The following is a 19,553-nucleotide window of genomic DNA, read 5'->3' on the forward strand; positions in this document are numbered from 1 at the left end:
TTTTTTTGTTAATTATTGAAAATATTTTAAGGTTCGCAAAGGCGCTTACGCTCAGCAAAGTTTTTTTAATTTAATTCATCTAATATTTCAGAGAAAACAACCTGCGCAGAGAAGATTCTGTTTTTTGCTTGTTGATAAATAATAGAATTTTCGCCATCCATTATTTCATCACTCAGTTCCAGATTTCTACGGACTGGAAGGCAATGCATTACTTTTCCGTTGTTTGTTAATTCCAATTTTTCATTGGTCAACATCCAATTCTCTTCAACTTTCGGCATCGCAGTATAATCTTCAAACGACGACCAGTTTTTAACGTAAACAAAATCTGCACCTTTCAACGCTTCGTCCTGATTATGAATTACTTTTGTATCTTTTGTAAAATTTTTATCCAAATCATAACCTTCCGGATTTGCAATCACAAAATCGACGTCCATTTGTTGCATCCATTCTGCGAACGAGTTTCCAACAGCCTGCGCAATTGGTTTGATGTGAGGCGCCCAAGTCAAAACGACTTTTGGCTTTCTATTTTCTGTCCAATTTTCTGTGATTGTGATGCAATCTGCCAGACTTTGCAAAGGATGTCTAGTCGCAGATTCCAACGAAACGACCGGAACTTTGGCGTGTTTCAAGAACTGGCTCAGAATACTTTCGTTCACGTCGTCTTCTTTGCTTTTCATTCCTGCAAAACATCTTACGGCGATGATGTCACAATATTGATTCAGAACTTCGATGGCGTCTTTGATGTGTTCAACTGTGTCGCCGTTCATCACCGTTCCGTCAGCAAATTCCAGATTCCAGGCTTCTTGTGCAGCGTTGAGAGTCAGAACATTTAATCCTAAATTCTGAGCCGCTATCTGAGAGCTCAATCTTGTTCTGAGGCTTGAATTGAGGAAAACCAAACCAATCGTTTTTCCCTTTCCTTTGGTTGGATTTTCTAATGGATTTTCTTTTATTTTTAGAGCTTTTGCAATGATTTCCTGCAAATTATCTATATCGTAAACCGAAGTGAAATTTTTCATTTTAATAATTTTTGAATGAGAAAGAAATATTTCTAATTCTCAGTTAAAATTTTCTTTTTCTCATCAATGGCTTTCAAGGTTTTTTCTAAAGCATTGATGAACAAATCGGATTCTTTTTCTAAGATGTTGAGCGCCGGCAAAATGCGAAGAACGTTTTTGTCGTTGGCATTGCCCGTGAAAATAAAATGTTCGAACAGCAATTCTTTCCTGACATCCGCGCAAGCTTGGTCGAGTTCGATTCCAATCATCAGACCGCGCCTTTTGATATTTTTGATGTGAGGGAAATCTTTAATTTTCTCTTCGATGTAAGCGCCGATTTTTTCAGAATTTTCAATCAAATTTTCATTTTCAATCACTTCTAAAACTGCTAATCCGGCAACACAAGCGAGATGATTTCCACCAAACGTGGTTCCTAACAATCCATAACTCGCTTTGAATTTTGGACTAATCAAAACACCGCCTATCGGGAAGCCATTTCCCATTCCTTTTGCAACCGTAATCAAATCCGGTTTGATGTCGAATTCCTGATGCGCAAAGAATTTACCGGAACGTCCGTAACCAGACTGAACTTCATCCAAAATCAAAACCGCATCATTGTCTTTGCACAATTTTTCTACCATTAAAATGAAATCCTTTTCCAACAAATTAATTCCGCCAACACCTTGAATTCCCTCTACAATAACCGCAGAAATTTCGTTCTGATTTTCCGCAAAAATTGTTTTCAATTCTTCCGAATTATTGAATTCACATTTGATGAAATTCTCAGATTCGTTGACTGGTGCTATGATTTTTGGGTTGTCTGTGACTGCAACTGAAGCAGAAGTTCTGCCGTGAAAGGATTCGGAAAAATAAATGACTTTCTTTTTATGATTGTGAAATGAAGCGAGTTTCAAAGCGTTTTCATTCGCTTCTGCTCCGGAATTGCACAAGAACAATGAATAATCTTCATAACCTGACAATTCTCCCAGCTTTTTAGCTAATTCTTCCTGAATTTTGTTCTGTACAGAATTGGAGTAAAAACTGATTTTCTCCAACTGATTTTTCAATTTCTCAACATAATGCGGATGATTGTGACCGATAGAAATAACGGCGTGACCGCCATAAAAATCGAGGTATTTTTGTCCGTTTTCATCCCAAAGAAAAGAACCTTCGGCTTTAACAGGATTGATGTTGAAAAGTGGATATACGTTGAATAAATTCATTTTTGGTTGATTGTTGTCGGTTGATAGTTGATGGTTAATTACTCTACAAAAGCTTCGACTCCGCTCGGCGTGACAATTCTGATATTAAACGCTGTCAGTCTGAGGCTCTCGAAGACTCTTATTTATTTTAAAATGCTAAAGGTTTTAAATTCAAACCTAAATTTTGTTCCCAACCATTGGCGATATTCATATTTTGAACCGCTTGTCCGGATGCACCTTTCAGAAGATTATCGATTGCGGAATGAACTGCTATTTTGTTTTCTTGTTTTTCGATTTGAATGACGCAGAAATTGGTGTTCACAACTTGTTTCAAATCAATCGGTTTCTCTGAAACTTTTACGAAAGGCGAATCTTTGTAGAAGTCTTTATATAAGGTGTAAATTTTATCTAATTCCACATCACATTCGATGATAGAACTTGTAAAAATCCCTCTTGCAAAATCACCACGCCAAGGCACAAAGTTGAGTTCAACTTCTTTCTCGTTAAGCAAATTGACTTGTTTTAAAATCTCGTCAACGTGCTGATGGTTTAAAGTTTTGTAGGCTGAAATATTATCATTTCGCCAAGTGAAATGGGTTGTCGGTTGCAGAATTTGTCCTGCACCTGTCGAACCTGTAATTCCAGTTGTGTAAATATCTTTCAACAGATTTTCTTTTGCTAAAGGCAACAACGCCAACTGAATCGCAGTTGCAAAACATCCGGGATTAGCAATACTTTTTGACTTCTGGATTTCATTAAAATAAATTTCCGGCAAACCGTAAACAAAATTTCTATTTCCGAAATTGCCGTCGAGACGGAAATCATTTCCTAAATCAATAATTAAAGTATCATCTGAAACCGGATTTTCATTCAGCCAGTTCTGACTTTCTTTATGAGGAAGACAAAGGAATAAAATGTCCGTTTCTGAAATTTCGTTCGTCAAAACCAAGTCACAAATCGAGTCCAAATCCGGATATAATTCGGAAATTTTCACTCCGGAATTGGAACGACTGAACAAAAACTTTAATTCTATATTCGGATGGAATGCGAGCAAACGAACGAGTTCGCTTCCTGTGTAGCCATTAGCTCCTATGATTCCGACTGATTTTTTCATTTATATTTTAACGCAAAGAGCGCAAAGATTTTTTGTAATTATTAAAAATATTTAAAGTCGCAAAGTCTTTCGACTTCGTTCAGGATGACATCTTAAAAATTATTCTAATTCAACTTATTGACCTGATGATATATGTTGAGCGAGTTGCTTAGGATTTTGGTAAAGCCCTTGACATCATCGCCACTCCAAGCGAGATTTTCTTCTCCGTAACTTCCAAATTTTGAAGACATTAAATCATTTCCAGACTCGATTCCGTTCAAAGCAAAACGATATGAATGAAGCGTAATAAATACTTTTCCATTGACTGTTTTCTGAGAATCCTGCAAAAATGATTCGATGTTCCTCATCACAGGGTCTAGGAAAAGCGCCTCGTGAAGCCAGTTTCCGTACCAATCTGACAATTGTGATTTGATGGTCTGCTGATATTTGGAAAGTGTATGTTTCTCCAAAAGATGGTGCGTTTTTATGATAATTGACGCGGCAGCAGCTTCGAAACCTACACGTCCTTTTATCCCGACAATCGTGTCTCCAACGTGGATATCGCGACCAATTCCGTAAGGTGACGCCAACTCTTCAATCTTTTGAATCGCTAAAACCGGATGAGAAAAAGTCTCGCCGTTAACAGAAATCAATTCGCCATTTTTGAATTCGATTTCCAATTGAGATGGTTCTGTTTTTTCAACTTGCGAAGGAAAAGCTTCTTCTGGAAGAGAAAATCGGGACGTCAAAGTTTCTTTTCCGCCGACGGAAGTTCCCCAAAGTCCTTTGTTGATGGAATATTTGGCTTTGTCAAAATCCATTTCGTAGTTGTGGTCTTTCAGGAACTGGATTTCGTCTTCTCGAGACAAACTCAAATCACGGATTGGTGTGATAATTTCGATTTTTGGACACATTACATTGAAAATCAAATCGAAACGAACCTGGTCATTTCCTGCACCCGTACTTCCGTGAGCAATTGCTTCGGCTCCGATTTCCAAAGCTGCTTCCGCAATCGTTTGCGCCTGAATCGTTCTTTCGGCGCTGACAGACAATGGATAAGTATTGTTTTTTAGAACATTACCGAAAATCAAATACTTGACACAGTCGTTATAATATTTTTCTGAAGCATCGATAAACCTGTAAGAAGCCACGCCTAAATTTTCTGCTTTTTCTTTAAGCAAAACCTCATCGTTTTTATCAAAACCACCTGTGTCGATTGTGACTGCGTGAACTTCGTAGCCCAAAGTTTCACTTAGATATTTGGCGCAATACGACGTGTCCAAACCTCCGCTAAATGCCAAAACTACTTTCTTACTCATTGTCGTTGTTTATAGATTCAAAATCTTTTTCTTTATTCATATTTACTTTTTCCGGGACGAAAAGCATTGCTGTGCATAGACAATTTTTGCGTTCCTTCATCATCAGAATTTCGTAGTTTACGCAGTTTTTGCAACCGTTCCAGAATTGTTCATCTTGAGTCAATTCAGAATAAATCACCGGCGTGTAACCTAAACTGCTGTTGATTTTCATCACTGCCAATCCTGTGGTGAGACCGAAAATCTTTGCATTTGGATATTTCTCCCTGGAAAGCTCGAAGATTCTTTCTTTAATCAAAGTTGCTAATCCAGCGTTTCTGAATTGTGGCGAAACAATCAATCCGGAATTGGCGACATACTCTCCGTTTGTCCAGGTTTCGATATAGCAGAAGCCTGTCCAGGTTCCATCTTCGTCGATGGCGATGATGGCGTTACCTTCCGAGATTTTCTTGCCCAGATATTCGGAGGAACGTTTTGCGATGCCTGTTCCTCTTTTCTTTGCAGAATCCTCCATTTCGTTTCGGATTTCTTCCACATATACCAAATGTTTCTCTGAGGAAACTTCTAATTTCATTGATATTATCTAATTAAGTCGCAAATTTAAATATATTTATCTTTATTGTCCAAATTAATTAGATATTATTATCTGTTAATTTATCATTAACAACAATATTATCTTTTATACAATTAATAAACAAAGAAGCTATAAGTTTTATTTGTTTGCAGATTTTATGTAATTTGGCTAAGCTAAAATTGCGATCTGAACGAAGATTCGCTTCTATTCATTCATTAAACCCAGAAATCATAAATCAATTGTTATGAGAAATTATCACATTCAGAATCTACAGGATTATTTCAAAGAGTATAAAAAGTCAATTAAGAATCCGAAGAAGTTTTGGGATAAGATTGCGGATGAGAATTTCGTCTGGTATCAGCGTTGGTCCAAGGTAGTGGATTATGATATGCAGGAAGCGAACATCAAATGGTTCAAGAATGCGAAACTTAATATTACAAAGAATTGTCTGGACAGACATCTTTCCGTGCGTGGCGATAAGACAGCAATCATCTGGGAACCGAACGACCCGAAGGAAGAAGCTCAACACATTTCTTACAACGAATTATATACAAGAGTTAATAAAGTCGCGAATATCCTTCGTGAAATGGGCATTGAAAAAGGCGACCGCGTTTGTATCTATCTTCCGATGATTCCGGAATTGGCAATCACGATGTTGGCTTGTGCAAAATTGGGTGCTGTTCATTCTGTGATATTTGCCGGATTTTCTGCTTCAGCGGTGGCTTCGCGGGTGAATGACTGCGGGGCGAAGATGGTCATCACGTCCGACGGAAGCTACAGAGGAAACAAAGTCTTAGATCTTAAAACTCTTGTGGACGAAGCATTAGATAAAACACCAACCGTAGAAAACGTTCTGGTTGTGAAAAGAACGCACAATGATGTGAAGATGAAGGAAGGCCGTGACTATTGGATGGACGACTATTACGATAAAGCATCGGCAGATTTCGTGACAGTGATTATGGATGCAGAAGATCCGTTGTTCATTCTTTACACTTCGGGATCGACTGGGAAACCGAAAGGAATGCTACACACTTGTGCCGGATATATGGTTTATACGGCTTACACTTTCCAGAATGTATTTAATTATAAAGAGAATGACATCTATTGGTGTACGGCGGATATTGGCTGGATCACGGGGCATTCTTATATTCTTTACGGTCCGCTTCTAAATGGCGCAACGACTGTCATCTTCGAGGGAGTGCCGACTTTCCCTGACGCGGGGCGATTCTGGGAAGTGATAGAGAAACATAAGGTGACTCAGTTTTACACGGCTCCGACGGCGATCCGTTCTTTGGCAAAGGAAAGCGTGGATTGGGTTTTGAAACATAATCTGGATTCTCTTAAAGTGATTGGCTCCGTAGGAGAACCTATCAATGACGAGGCGTGGCACTGGTACAATGATAATGTCGGGAAGAAGAAATGCCCGATCGTAGATACCTGGTGGCAGACTGAAACCGGCGGTATTATGATCTCGCCAATTCCTTTTGTGACACCTACCAAACCTACTTACGCTACCCTTCCGTTGCCGGGAATTCAGCCGGTGCTGATGGATGAGAAGCGAAACGAGATCACCGGAAACCAGGTGGATGGAAACCTTTGCATCCGTTTTCCTTGGCCGGGAATTGCCAGGACTATTTGGGGCGATCATCAGCGGTATAAGGAGACCTACTTCTCAGCTTTCCCTGGGAAATATTTCACGGGCGATGGGGCTTTGAGGGACGAGGTTGGCTATTACAGAATCACAGGTCGTGTGGATGATGTGATCATCGTTTCCGGACACAATCTGGGGACGGCGCCTATTGAGGACAGCATCAATGAACATCCTGCGGTGGCGGAGTCTGCGATTGTGGGTTATCCGCACGACATCAAAGGGAATGCGCTTTACGGTTTTGTAATCCTGAAAGAGGCAGGCGAAGACAGAAAGCGTGAGAACCTGGCGAAGGAAATCAACCAGTTGATTTCTGACCAGATCGGGCCGATTGCGAAGCTCGATAAGATCCAATTTGTTTCCGGGTTGCCGAAGACGAGATCCGGGAAGATTATGCGCCGAATCCTGAGAAAGATTGCCGAGGGCGACTTCAACAGTTTTGGGGACACTTCTACTTTGCTGAATCCGGAGATTGTGGATGAGATTAAGAATGAGAGAGTTTAGATTAATGATAAGTTATGAGTTATGGGTGGCTCGCAGATTTAGCTGATTAATGCTTGAAATAAATCTGCTGAATTTGCACGATCTGCGAGAAAAGTATTTAAATAATTATCCTTAATTCTCAATAGCTTTAACAGATAAATACATAACAAAGCCATCCGGATTGGGTGGCTTTTGTTATTTGATAAGGTCTGATGCCTTAATGCTAAGGTCGTGCGTGATGGTGTTGGTTTTTTATTTTTTGAAGCATTAGTAATAATTGAGTTTATATTATGTTAAATTGATAAATTAATTAGCTGATTATCAGTTTGTTTTGTACATTTGAACAAACTAAAATTCACTAACCAAATGAAAATAATAAAATGGACAAACTTTTATTAGCTCTTTCGCTTTTGATATTTTCTTTCAGCTATGCGCAGGATTGGAAATTTATCTTTGAGAACAATACCGATTCCTTTTACTACAAACCCAATACAGAAAATACGGCTTGGATAAAAGTGATATCTGGAAAAACGGAGTACTTTCCGAAGACTTCTACCGGTTTACGGGTGATTGACAGCTATGTATTGACCTTATGGAGATTTGACTGCGAAAATAAAAAAGCAGGCCTGTTGCAATGGAACATTTACTCAAAGGAAGACAATCTCTTGGTTACTTTGCAACAGAACAAATATGTAGTCGAAATGGCGTATGCTATCCCGGATTCTGTAGGGGAAGGGTTTTTTGGTGCGTTTTGCAGTAATGACTACAAATAGTTTTGTTGTCAGGCTGAGGTGAAGTTTATCCTGAGCTTGACGGAGGGAAGCCTTTTTTTAGAAGAGACTTCGGCGAGCTATGTATGACCATAGAAAAAGCCACCGCGATTGGGTGGCTTTTGTCATTTTGACATATTTTTTTTGTAGGCTATCGGTATACGGTCGGTATACGCAACCTATACGCAAAACTTAGTTTCAGTTCTTAAAGCGTCCGGGTCATTTCTGTCATATTGTCAGGGTTGTCTGTTGCTGTAATTGTGATCTTATCGCCAGCGAGATCTTTGTTATCTTGAGTTGCTGTATACAGCCACTCGAAGCCGGAATCTACTGCGGAACCTTCTTCTAAGAGAGTGCCGTCTTCGTTTTCTATTTTGACGGTTACACTTTTTACTGCGAAGTCATCCAATACAATTATTTTGATGGTATCTCCTTTCTTACCTGTGTAGGCAGACAGGTCTATGGATTCTATATCCGGTGCTTTCAGGAGATCGGCTACTGCTACGTTGTATGTGCTGATTCCTTTGGAAACATCTGCTGCTGCGGAATACATTTGGTTTTGGTCCGGATCTTTGATAACCGATTTGGCGTATAGGGTTGCTTTTTGAAATTTACGCTGATGCTCTTTCTGATTATCGGTGTAATCTCCGGTTCTGTCTTTTGGGACTTTTGATACTATGGTTTTGCCGTTTCTCTGGCTGAAAACGATGAGGTCTCCAACTTTACCGCTAAGGCCGTGTGTGATGATGTTGTTTTTACTTTCTGCCATCTTCGTGTTTTTTTAAAGGTTAATAATAATTTTGAGCTTCTAAAATAAATATTTTAATCATACGAAACGGAATTTTTTATGGATTATTTTTCGATAATACATTGTTATAAATTTTATTCAAGACAATATATTGTCATTTTGGTTTATATTATGTTAAATTGGATTGGTACTGGTTTGAGAATCAATGGTTAATCAAGATATATAAAAACTAAAATCAACTAACAATTTCGTTGGAATATTATAATTAAGTAATATTTTTACCATTAAACTTTTAATAATGAAAATCCCATCTCGATTTGAGGAAATACTAAAACAAAATCAAACATTATATTCCGTTGTTTTAGATGTAATATCATCATTTGATCCAATTTTTAAAGATAATAAGCTATACTTCTTTGAAGAATATACTGATCATGGCATTAATCACATTGAAAGTGTTTTAAATTCTTGTGAATTTATTATAACTGATGATTCATATAAAAACCTAAGCCCAAATGAAGTCGCAACATTAATACTTGCAGTAATTTTACACGATTTAGGAATGCACATTGAATTTATCACTTTTACCTCACTTCTTAATGGGGATTATGACGATGTGATATGTAATTCGATAGACAATAAAACTTGGAGTCAATTATGGGAAGATTATTTATCCGAGGTAAAAAGGTTTAATACTTATCAAAAGAAAAATATTTTCGGAGATGAAAATATTAAATTTAAAATTCCGGATTTATCTAATAAAGATAATCTAGATGGTGTTGATAAAAAAGTCATAGGCGAATTCATTAGGAGAAATCACGCAAGAATTGCTCATGAAATAGCTGTAAAAGGTTTAATCGGAAATACTAGTATTGAATTTGGTACAGAAAAATTAGACATCAAAAATCGACAAATCGCAGGGATAGTAGCAAGAAGCCATGGTTTAGATATCAGAGACTGTTTTTATTTTCTCGAAGAAATAGGTAATGACAGCTGGCGAAATCCTCTAAATATAAATATTGTCTATTTGATGGTAATTCTTAGAATTGCAGATTACATACAGATTGATAAACAGAGAGTAAATCCCTACCTACTTAAAGTGAAGTCATTTAACAGTCCGATTTAAAGTGTAGAGCATAAAACTCATTTGGCAATTGAATCACTTAATTATAATCAATTTGATTCTGAGAAAATTTATGTTGAATGTTCTCCAAAGAACAGTTTAGAATTTGTTAAAATCTATAATTTAATTTCTGATATTCAAAAAGAGTTTGACAAGTCGTGGGCTATATTAGGTGAAATTTATGGCTTCATACCGCTAAACAAACCTTCAATTCGATTTAGAAGGATAAGTTCAAACTTAGAAAACAGTAAATATGTAAATAACCTGCCATTCCTTACCAAGAAAATTGGATTTCATGTAGACAATAATTTATCCAGATTATTAGTAGCACCATTATATGGTGATAATCCAACTTTTGGGGTTCGAGAACTTTTGCAGAACTCAATAGATTCATGCTTAGAAAGGAAAGAAATGGAATATTCAAATGATAATTTTATTTTTATTCCTGAGATAAATGTATCGTTAGAAAGAATTGATGACGAATGGAGTCTATTTACAATTCAAGATAATGGTAAGGGTATGAATGAATTTGAAATAATTAACTACTTTCTAAGCGTTGGTACATCATTTAGAAAAAGTATGGATTGGAAAAAGAGATTCGTAGATGATGACGGAAAATCAAAAGTTAATAGAAATGGAAAATTTGGAATCGGAGTATTAGCTGCATTTTTACTAGGAGATGAAATTGAAGTTCATTCAAAAAGTATTTTAGATAACACAACTTATTCTTTTACAGCATCAATAGATTCACAATCAATAAATGTTTCTAAGCATACAACATTAGAGACTCATGGGGTGAAAATATCAATCAAGGTAGATAATGACAGAAGAGAAAACTTACTGGCAGAATACTATAGAGAAAGTAACGTAGTAAAATGGACTAATTGGTATATATATGATGAACCTAGAATTAATTTCTTTTTAGACAGGGAGCAATTAATTTTAAAAAATGAATATGATATTACAAAATATTTTAGCTTTAAGACTAATTCATTTGAACTCATTCGGTGGAATTATAATTTAATTAGATACAATAACTCATATGAATCATATGAAAAAATGCTCGCTTGTAATGGCATTGTTATAAATAAAGCTTATAGTAATGATCGATTTAGATATGGAAATAAAAATTATTATAATTTAATCACAAGCAAGCCCACAGTTATTGTAGATGATAAAGATGGCATATTTCCTCTCAAGTTAGATCGCAGTGAATTAGATTCCTCCGAATTTCCTTTTGAAGAACAACTATTAGGCGAAGTCTCAAAGCATTATTTAGCTAAAATATTAACTATTGATATAGATTTGGAAAACATCCAAAATAATAATTTATTACATAACGGTGAGTTTCTTTATGGAGAAAATGGTTTTATTATTGACAGTGAATATTTTTTAGAAGGTGTAGAAAGCTTGGGATATAACTACTTGAAAATTATTACTGATAAAAACACATTTAACTTAAATTCATTAAATCTTTATAAAGAAACTTTAATTTTAATATCTTTAAAAGAATCTATTAATCTAACTGTTCAACGAAATAGTATATTTCCAGAAGGCGGAGCAAGAATAATTTTACCGAAGAATAAATTTGACATCCACTTTTCTCAAAGTTCTCGTAGATTACCACAATATATTAAGAGAGGGATCGAGATAGAAAATCAAAATGATGATTATGTTATTTATAAAAGTTTAGATTTTAAAAAGCCTTTTATTTTATCAAACATTGAATCTTTAGATAAACAATTAATACAACAAATACAGTCTCTACAAGAAATAAGTATTAAATATTTTTCGGAAAAAACACATAAAGTAACCAAAGATATTTTTCGGAAATATATAAAGGATAATTATATCATACCCTATGACATTAATGAAAGAAAAAAATTATATAGTGAAGCGTTTAGAGAATTAAAGGAATTTATATAATGTCAAGTACTTAGACATCACTCTTGGAAAAACTATGAAAAAACTACTAGCTCTTTGTTTTATTTTTAGTTTGTCGGTTCCTGGTAATGCTCAGAAACAGGGCGCCAAGGATAGCATCAAGGTGTTTTACGACGGGCTTTTCTCGGTTCTCAAAAAAGGCTATCTGCACAGGAAGCAAGTCAACTGGCCCGCGGTAGAAGCGGAAACCAGACAGAACCACGATAGCGCAGATTTGCAATCCTTGCTTTCCAACCGCATATTGATAAAGTCACGGATTGCAAATCTACGACATCAAGTACCCCGAAATATTAGCACAAATTTTAAAAAACACCCCTCACAAATGAAATTGATTATCTTTTTTCTTGGAATTTCTACATTTTGCTTCTCGCAAAAAATAAGTTTTATCTACGAAACAAAATACAAACTGAATTCAGAAAAACCAGATGAGGTTAATTCCGGGAAGATGAGTTTGGATCTAAAAAATAACACTTCAATTTTTAGAGATTCACTAGAACGAAAATCAGACTCAGTAAGGTTAAACAGTGGAAATGGAAGTTTTAAAATGGGTGTTGAAAACCAATTCTATGTCAAAAAGAATCTTGCTCAAAAAAGAATTGGAAAAAATAATCACTTATTTGGAAAGAGATTATCTTCTTCCAATTGAGGACATCTTAAATTGGAAAATAAGTTCCGAACAAAAAGTAATTGGAAACTATAAATCTCAAAAAGCCGAAACTACGTATGGCGGAAGAAACTGGATTGCCTGGTTTACCACAGAATTACCTTTCAGTGATGGCCCCTATATTTTCAATGGTTTACCTGGATTGATTGTTTCTATTCAGGACTCAAACAATGACTATTCATTTAATTTGATAGAAGTCAAAAAAGGCGGGACTATTTTTGACGCACGCACAAAAACAATAAAAATCGATTGGAAAAAATATGAAGCACTTGCAAGATCCTATTTTAATGACCCATTTAATATAAATTCAAGAGGGTGGAAAACAGCTAAATTTACCGACGCAAATGGTACAACAGTGGATATTTCTATAAAGAATAAAGAACTACAAAATTATATTTTACAAGAAAATAACCCCATTGAATTAGATCACAAAATAAACTATAAATAAAAACCTTCTGCTAAGAAGAGTTTGGCGATAGCGATCGGAAAGTCATCAGTTCAGGTTTTGCGCTTCGGTACAATTTTGTATTTTAGTTGAAGGTTTTGGCTTCGGTTTGCCCACCATCGCCAAGCCACGAAACGTCGTGCGATATGCTAGATCAAAAGCTTTCTAAAGTTGAAACAAGAGAAAATCTAATGAAAAAACTAGTATTCCTATTTTCCATTTTATCAATTTTCAATGCCTGTAACGGACAAGGAAAAGAACATAAAACGTATCATAAAAACGGTCAAGTTAAAGAACACTTTTTTTTAGACAAAGACGGTGAATTGACGGGCGAAGCGAAAGTATATTTCGAAAATGGACAATTATCAACCATCAGCAAATATGACACAGGAAAAAATGAAGAAAGGAAGTGGTATTGGAAAAATGGAAAATTAAGAGGTGGTGTATCTTTTAATGAAAATAAAAAAATGATCGGCGAATGGAAAGAATATCACGAAAATGGACAACTTGCGGAAGTTGGAAATTATGACAATGGCGAAAAAACAGGTCTATGGAAAGTCTATTTTGAAAATGGACAATTATCGGCTGTTGGAAAGAATAAAAATGGATATCCTGTCGGTGAATGGAAACTTTACCACGAAAATGGTAAGTCAAGAGGAAACTGGCTGTTTGACGAAGAAGGGTTTAAAACTGGCGAATGGAAAGAATACTATGATAATGGACAGCTAGAAAGTATTGGGAAATACAACAGAGGGATGAAAACCGAGGAGTGGAACTATTATTATGAAAATGGAAAATTAGAACGTTTTGAGCGCTATAACCAATATCAAAAATATAATGGGGAATGGAAATTCTACAATGAGGAGGGTAATCTGATAAAAACAGAAAACTATACTGATGGAAAAGAAAGTGGCGACTGGAAATTTTATGACGAAAAAGGCAACTTAGTGAAGACGGAAAAACATTAAATAATGGGGCGAAACCGCAAAGTTCACCGGTAGTTCTTTGACTGAAGAGTTGTGCTTAGATTTGCCCTGACATCGCAAAGTCCAGACATTTTACAAACCGAACGTAAACATCTAAAATTTAATACAGAAAAAATGAGAAACCATATTTATACTTTGTTATTATTATTTCTATTCACAACTGTCAATGCTCAAGAATATCCAACACTAATAAGTGAAGCTCATCAATCATATGAAGCAAAAGATTACAAAATGTCTACTGATCTGTATGATAAAGCTTTTAAAATTGAAAGCAAAAATCCAAGTCACTTGTATAATGGCGCCTGCGCATCTTCTTTAGCGGGAAATACAACAATAGCATTTAAATGGTTGAACTTATCCATAGAAAATGGCTGGACAAATCTAATGCACTTAAAATCTGATACTGATCTAGAAAATCTGCATTCAAAAAAAGAATGGGGAAAAACGATTGAAAAGTTGGAAAAAAAATTAGAGTTAGTAGAAGCCAATTATGACAAACCATTGCAGGCTGAATTGTTGACCATTCTTGAGGAAGACCAGAAATATAGAAAGCAAATCCATGAAACTCTAAAAAAATCCAGTGATGATTCTAAAGAAATGCAAGATCTTTGGAAAATAACCCTTCACAGCGACTCAATTAACTTATTAAAAGTAAAAAAAATATTAGATGAAAAAGGTTGGGTTGGCAAAGACAAAGTAGGCGCACAAGCCAATAGTGCCATATTTCTTGTCATTCAACATTCGGATCTGGAAACGCAAAAAAAATATTTACCAATGATGAAAGAAGCTGTAACAAAAGGAAATGCAAATCCAGGTTCTTTAGCTTTGTTGATTGACAGAATAGAAATTCGGGAAGGTAGAAAACAAATCTACGGAAGTCAGATAGGAATCAATCCAAATACTAATGATCACTATGTCTTACCATTAATTGATCCTGACAATGTAGATAAAAGAAGAACAGAAGTAGGCTTGGGCCTGATCTCTGACTATGTTAAAACTTGGAATTTAGTTTGGGACGCTGAAAAGTATAAAAGTGAATTACCCGAATTAGAAAAATTAAATAAATAGAAAAAATGTCTGCTGACAACAGTTTTCCCGATAGCGTGAATTTGCAATCCGTGCTTTTCCATCCACAACATAGATAAAAATTACAGATTACAAATCTGCGACGTCGTAAAAGATTACAAATTCCTGACATTACAATTATTGTAGACTAATTAGAATTAATAATTATTATTTTAGTACCAAAAATTAATCTGACTAAAACAAATAAAACCATGATAAGAAATTCAAAATTTGTTAAATTAACTCAAATCAAGAATACATTTCTTTTTATATTATTCTTATTATCTGTTTTCTCGTGTGAACCTCGAGAAACCGAAAACAGCCATTACAAAATATCTTTTGAAAATAATTCTAATAAAAATCTATACATCTTCTGGAGCTCTGACACAATGCTAACACAATACGGAACGCCAGACCCAAGAAATAATCCCGATCGAAAAGTCCTGGCACACTCCATTAATAATGATGCCTTGAGAAGCAATGGAGGAAAACCAGAATCGTGGGAGACGATGTTTAAATCTTACCCGAAAATAAGTGTATTCGTTTTCGATGAACAGGTCCTTCTAAATAATGACTGGCAAACCATAAAAGAAAATGGTATGTATTTGAAAAGATATGACCTAAACTACGACGATGTAAAAAATGCTAATTGGACAATTAAACACACAGATTAGCAAGATCATTATTATGAAGGAACAAATCTGTGACATCGAAGTACAAACAGTTAATTAGGCTCCAGCGCCCAATTATAACCTATGAAAATAAAAGTCTATTCCCCTTCCAATCCTTTACTTAAAAAATACATAGAAAGTATTTATATCCTCACCCATACCGCTGAAGAAGAACCCGCCAAATACATCACCTTTCCTTCTATTTTTACCATTGTATCAAGCAGTGAAAAATCAAAATCGATCACAAAAGGAAATCAATTGATCATCAGGCAATGCGATGACAATGAGGTGGAAACCAATTTGGTGTCTGATTTCAATAAGCCGGTGTATGTGCAATACGAAGGGAAAATAAACGAAATCACGATCTATTTCAAACCATTGGCCATCAATGCATTTTTGGAGCAGAACCTAAATCATTACAACAGCTCCAACTTTTCTGAATTTTCACCTTTTGAGGATTACAGAAAATCGATGATCGACATTCTTTCCTTGCAAAATGACACCGAAAAAATTGAGGCTCTTGAAAGTTATTGGTTATCCAAATTAAGAGGATTTCAGCACAATTTCCTTGAAACTGTTTTGTCTGAAATGATGGGTGATGAAAATGATGCTTTAACTATTACAGAACTTTGCAAAAAAAATGCTATTTCACGCACCACATTGAACAAACACTTTGGCAGACATATTTGCAAAACACCATCTCAATTCAAGAAGATTTTAAGATTTAGAAATGCAGTTAACAGATACGCATCAAATAAGACAAGAAACAACTTAACGGATATCGCCTATGGTGTTGATTATTTTGACCAGTCACATATGACAAGAGAATTCAAATCAGTAACAGGGTTTTCGCCCAAGGTTTTTTTTGACAAAACGACTGCTCTGGAAAAAAAACAAATTCACTGGCTGTTTTTATAGATGGGTTTACAATTGTACAATTTTTCATTTTGTGATTAAAGTACTTTTGTCGCTTAAACAAAAAGATACCACTATGACCATCCGTCAAATCTATTTTATTACAGCTGTCTTCTTGATAGCCTTTTTACAGCCTATTGTGGTCCAATCACAAAATTCTGAAAGTATAATTAATCCGATAAAGTTTCACTTAAAAAATCTTGAAAAAGAAAACAACCTAAGCGGGGTTGTTCTTATTGCAAAAAATGGCAAACCAATCTATAGAGAAGCCTTTGGTTTTGCCAATTTGCCGGACCGTGTTAAAAATAAACCGGACACGAAGTTCAATTTAGCTTCTATCAACAAGATGTTCACCGCAATGGCTATTATGCAATTGGTGGAATCCGGGAAAATTTCGCTTCAGGATAAAGTAGGCCAATATCTTACAAATTATCCAAATAAAACGGTTGCCGACTCTGTGACCATCCATCAATTATTGACGCACACTTCAGGAATGATGAGTTTTTGGGAGGAATACGACAAGTTTGCAAAAGTAAACTTCAAAACAGTTTCTGATTACCTTCCGTTGTTTGCTGATAAAAAACTAGCCTTTTCGCCAGGTAGTGACTTCTACTACAGCAATTCCGGATATATGGTTTTAGGATTGATTATTGAAAAGGTATCGGGTCAGAATTATTTTGATTTCGTAAAAGAGCATATCTATCAACCAGCAAAAATGATCAATACTGATGCTTACGAATTGGATCATGCGATTCCAAATTTGGCGACCGGTTACACCATGTCATTGGAGGAACCGGGACAATGGAAAAATAATATTTTCTCAAATTTAGCCAAAGGAACGCCTGCCGGTGGCGGCTATTCGACAGCTGACGATTTGCTGAATTTCGCCAATGCTTTACAAAACAATATTTTATTGAGTAAAGAGAAAGTGACTCTTTTTACATCGGGTAAAGTGAAGTACAGAGAAGGAATGTATGGCTATGGGTTTGAAGAAAACACAATCAACGGACACCGCATCTTTGGACATACCGGCGGACACGATGGTATTGCCTGTGAAATAATGATTTATCCTGATCTGGGCTATACTGTCGTAATTCTAACCAACGGAGAAGTCGAAAATTATTGGGAAGCGAGTAATCTGATTAAAAAACAATTGGTGGGTTCAGCACCGTCCATTGACAATTTTTTCTACACTAAGGATATTATCAAGATCGTAACTAACAAAGGTTATGAAGCAGGCATTAAAGAAATAGAACTAAATTCAAAGAAATATTCATTAAGAGAAAATCTGATTGAGAGATATGGTTATAAGCTCTTGTTCGAAAAAAAGACCAATCAGGCCATAGATTTGTTTAAGTTGAATCTTCGTTTTTTCCCCCACTCAAACAATGGTTATTATTACATCAGTGAGGCATACAGGGTGTCAGGTCAAAAAGAAAAAGCGATTGAATATTTAAAGTTATACCTTGAAAAAGAGCCGGAAGACATTGATGCTCAATTAAAATATAAGTTGTTGATGAAATAACTACAATAGATTTGGGAATTTGACTTAATTCAAAATTTAGTGTTTATTTGTGAGAATTTGGTTAAACTGAAAAATAACATTAATTTAGCCCAAAACCTCTTGTAGCAAGGGAAAGGCTGTACGTTATTACAATACAAATTCGATAACTATAAAATGAAAAAATTAACATTATTATTTCTCACATTATTCATTACAAATTTTAACTATGCTCAAAACAGAGTACTCGACAGTTTGGTTCAAAAGAATGGCTTTGCTTTCCAGGCTGATAAAAACATTTCATTTCAGGGAAAAGGATGGGATGCTTTGCTCAACGAAATAAAACAATCGAATTCTGTTTTGCTGGGAGAAACTCATTTTACAAACGAAATTCCTTATTTCACAAACGCCGTTATCAATGAGGTTAAGTTTGACAACTATTTTCTTGAGGTTGATCCTTATTCAGTAGATATCATCGAAACAAAAATCAAATCTCTATCTGATGAGCAGCTTAATTCTTTTGTTAAAGAATACAGTACCAACTTTTCTTTTTTGGAGTATGAGCCTGAATTTGCTTTGTTTAAGGATTTAGTTAAACGCAATACCAAAATATATGGTGCCGAACAAATCAGCATTTTTGCAGACCAAATGATCATTTCACGTTTGAAAGAAAATTCGAAAAATAAAAAAGCGGTTGAGATCTATGAGCAAATGCTTCATAATTCCAAACTAGCTGCCTCTAAAGATGGTAAGGAAAAATACTATCTGTTATCTGAAGATTGCCTTCAAAAAATAGATTCGCTATTGAAGTTAAAGCTTTCTGACAAAGAGCGAAAACAAATTGAAGACTTAAAGTTAAGCAGAGAGATTTATGTTAAAAGAAATCATCCGCAAAGGATTCAACTGTTGAAAAATATCCTGCTGACGCAAATGCCCGAGTGGAAAAACAAAAAAAATCTCTTCAAATTTGGCGCAGTTCATCTACCAAGAGGTGAAACCATCTTAACAAAAACAGATATATACGATATTGGTAGCTTAATCTCTAATATAGAAGAAGCGAATTATAGAAAATCGTTACACATCATGCTTGTTGGTAAAGGAGACGAAGATGATGACACTAGTTTTAAATCTTTTCTAAATGTGGCAAAAGACGATCAATGGCACTGTTTTGATTTAAGACCTTTGAAAAAATCTATTTTACAAAACAAGCTGAAAGTAGATGATGTATACTTATCGAGAGTTATAAAGGGTTACGATTATCTAATCTATATTCCGAAAGTCACTAAAAGTAAAGAAATATCGTTAAAATAACAACGTACATACTATAAAGCTGCTCACTCAAATAAAAAAACCGCCCTTAAAAAGCGGTTTTTATTTTGCCATTCCAATGGTAATTTAAGATATTTG

At 35.4% G+C, this 19,553-nt stretch carries 18 protein-coding genes; 12 read left to right on the top strand and 6 right to left on the bottom strand.

The annotated features are described in order from the left end of the window. Positions 1-65 precede the first annotated feature (65 nt). From OPU68_RS13325 to OPU68_RS13345, 5 genes are all read right to left on the bottom strand, one after another. Positions 66-1,019, bottom strand: coding sequence for a Rossmann-fold NAD(P)-binding domain-containing protein (locus OPU68_RS13325; protein ID WP_498474482.1), 954 nt, complete (start codon positions 1,017-1,019; stop codon positions 66-68). 32 nt (positions 1,020-1,051) lie between these two features. After that, the gene (locus tag OPU68_RS13330; protein WP_498474483.1) at positions 1,052-2,221 is read right to left on the bottom strand and encodes an aspartate aminotransferase family protein; all 1,170 of its coding nucleotides are present in this window, start codon (positions 2,219-2,221) and stop codon (positions 1,052-1,054) included. A gap of 127 nt (positions 2,222-2,348) precedes the next feature. Further along, a complete protein-coding gene (argC, locus tag OPU68_RS13335) occupies positions 2,349-3,314 on the bottom strand; it encodes an N-acetyl-gamma-glutamyl-phosphate reductase (protein ID WP_498474484.1) in 966 nt (321 codons plus the stop codon). A gap of 104 nt (positions 3,315-3,418) precedes the next feature. Then, positions 3,419-4,612, bottom strand: a complete 1,194-nt coding sequence (locus OPU68_RS13340; RefSeq protein WP_498474485.1) for an argininosuccinate synthase — start codon at positions 4,610-4,612, stop codon at positions 3,419-3,421. Then, positions 4,605-5,183 (bottom strand): GNAT family N-acetyltransferase, encoded by a 579-nt coding sequence (locus OPU68_RS13345; protein WP_498474486.1) that lies wholly within the window; start codon positions 5,181-5,183, stop codon positions 4,605-4,607. The genes OPU68_RS13340 and OPU68_RS13345 overlap by 8 nt, the downstream gene beginning before the upstream one ends. 244 nt (positions 5,184-5,427) lie before the next feature. On the opposite strand from OPU68_RS13345, the gene acs reads away from it, so the two are divergent. Together acs and OPU68_RS13355 are read left to right on the top strand one after the other, a co-directional pair. Beyond that, positions 5,428-7,335 (top strand): acetate--CoA ligase, encoded by a 1,908-nt coding sequence (gene acs / locus OPU68_RS13350; RefSeq protein WP_498474487.1) that lies wholly within the window; start codon positions 5,428-5,430, stop codon positions 7,333-7,335. Between the two features lie 359 nt (positions 7,336-7,694). After that, entirely contained in the window at positions 7,695-8,087 is a 393-nt protein-coding gene (locus OPU68_RS13355; RefSeq protein WP_498474488.1) for a hypothetical protein, read from the top strand. Between the two features lie 202 nt (positions 8,088-8,289). Here the strand turns inward: OPU68_RS13355 and OPU68_RS13360 are convergent, their stop codons facing one another. Further along, positions 8,290-8,853 (bottom strand): hypothetical protein, encoded by a 564-nt coding sequence (locus OPU68_RS13360; RefSeq protein ID WP_498474489.1) that lies wholly within the window; start codon positions 8,851-8,853, stop codon positions 8,290-8,292. Between the two features lie 277 nt (positions 8,854-9,130). Between OPU68_RS13360 and OPU68_RS13365 the strand changes: the two genes are divergently transcribed. The 10 genes from OPU68_RS13365 to OPU68_RS13410 all read left to right on the top strand — a co-directional run bounded on the left by OPU68_RS13365 (position 9,131) and on the right by OPU68_RS13410 (position 19,457). Then, a complete protein-coding gene (locus tag OPU68_RS13365) occupies positions 9,131-9,958 on the top strand; it encodes an HD domain-containing protein (RefSeq protein WP_498474490.1) in 828 nt (275 codons plus the stop codon). A 21-nt stretch (positions 9,959-9,979) separates the two neighbouring features. Next, positions 9,980-11,881 (top strand): ATP-binding protein, encoded by a 1,902-nt coding sequence (locus tag OPU68_RS13370; RefSeq protein ID WP_498474491.1) that lies wholly within the window; start codon positions 9,980-9,982, stop codon positions 11,879-11,881. Between the two features lie 34 nt (positions 11,882-11,915). Further along, on the top strand, positions 11,916-12,545 hold the full coding sequence (locus tag OPU68_RS13375) for a hypothetical protein (RefSeq protein WP_498474492.1): 630 nt from the start codon (positions 11,916-11,918) through the stop codon (positions 12,543-12,545). Further along, positions 12,517-13,011 (top strand): GLPGLI family protein, encoded by a 495-nt coding sequence (locus tag OPU68_RS13380; protein ID WP_498474493.1) that lies wholly within the window; start codon positions 12,517-12,519, stop codon positions 13,009-13,011. The genes OPU68_RS13375 and OPU68_RS13380 overlap by 29 nt, the downstream gene beginning before the upstream one ends. 188 nt (positions 13,012-13,199) lie before the next feature. Next, a complete protein-coding gene (locus OPU68_RS13385; RefSeq protein ID WP_498474494.1) occupies positions 13,200-13,976 on the top strand; it encodes a toxin-antitoxin system YwqK family antitoxin in 777 nt (258 codons plus the stop codon). A 132-nt stretch (positions 13,977-14,108) separates the two neighbouring features. Then, positions 14,109-15,062, top strand: a complete 954-nt coding sequence (locus OPU68_RS13390) for a DUF6624 domain-containing protein (RefSeq protein WP_498474495.1) — start codon at positions 14,109-14,111, stop codon at positions 15,060-15,062. A 209-nt stretch (positions 15,063-15,271) separates the two neighbouring features. Next, entirely contained in the window at positions 15,272-15,733 is a 462-nt protein-coding gene (locus tag OPU68_RS13395) for a hypothetical protein (RefSeq protein WP_498474496.1), read from the top strand. Between the two features lie 81 nt (positions 15,734-15,814). Then, positions 15,815-16,648 carry a helix-turn-helix domain-containing protein gene (locus OPU68_RS13400; RefSeq protein ID WP_498474497.1) on the top strand — a complete coding sequence of 278 codons (834 nt, stop codon included), beginning with the start codon at positions 15,815-15,817 and terminating at the stop codon, positions 16,646-16,648. A gap of 73 nt (positions 16,649-16,721) precedes the next feature. Then, a complete protein-coding gene (locus OPU68_RS13405; protein ID WP_498474498.1) occupies positions 16,722-18,170 on the top strand; it encodes a serine hydrolase domain-containing protein in 1,449 nt (482 codons plus the stop codon). Between the two features lie 153 nt (positions 18,171-18,323). Further along, on the top strand, positions 18,324-19,457 hold the full coding sequence (locus OPU68_RS13410; protein WP_498474499.1) for a hypothetical protein: 1,134 nt from the start codon (positions 18,324-18,326) through the stop codon (positions 19,455-19,457). Positions 19,458-19,553 lie beyond the last annotated feature (96 nt).

The sequence above is a fragment of the Chryseobacterium sp. TB1-D10 genome (assembly GCF_059803555.1).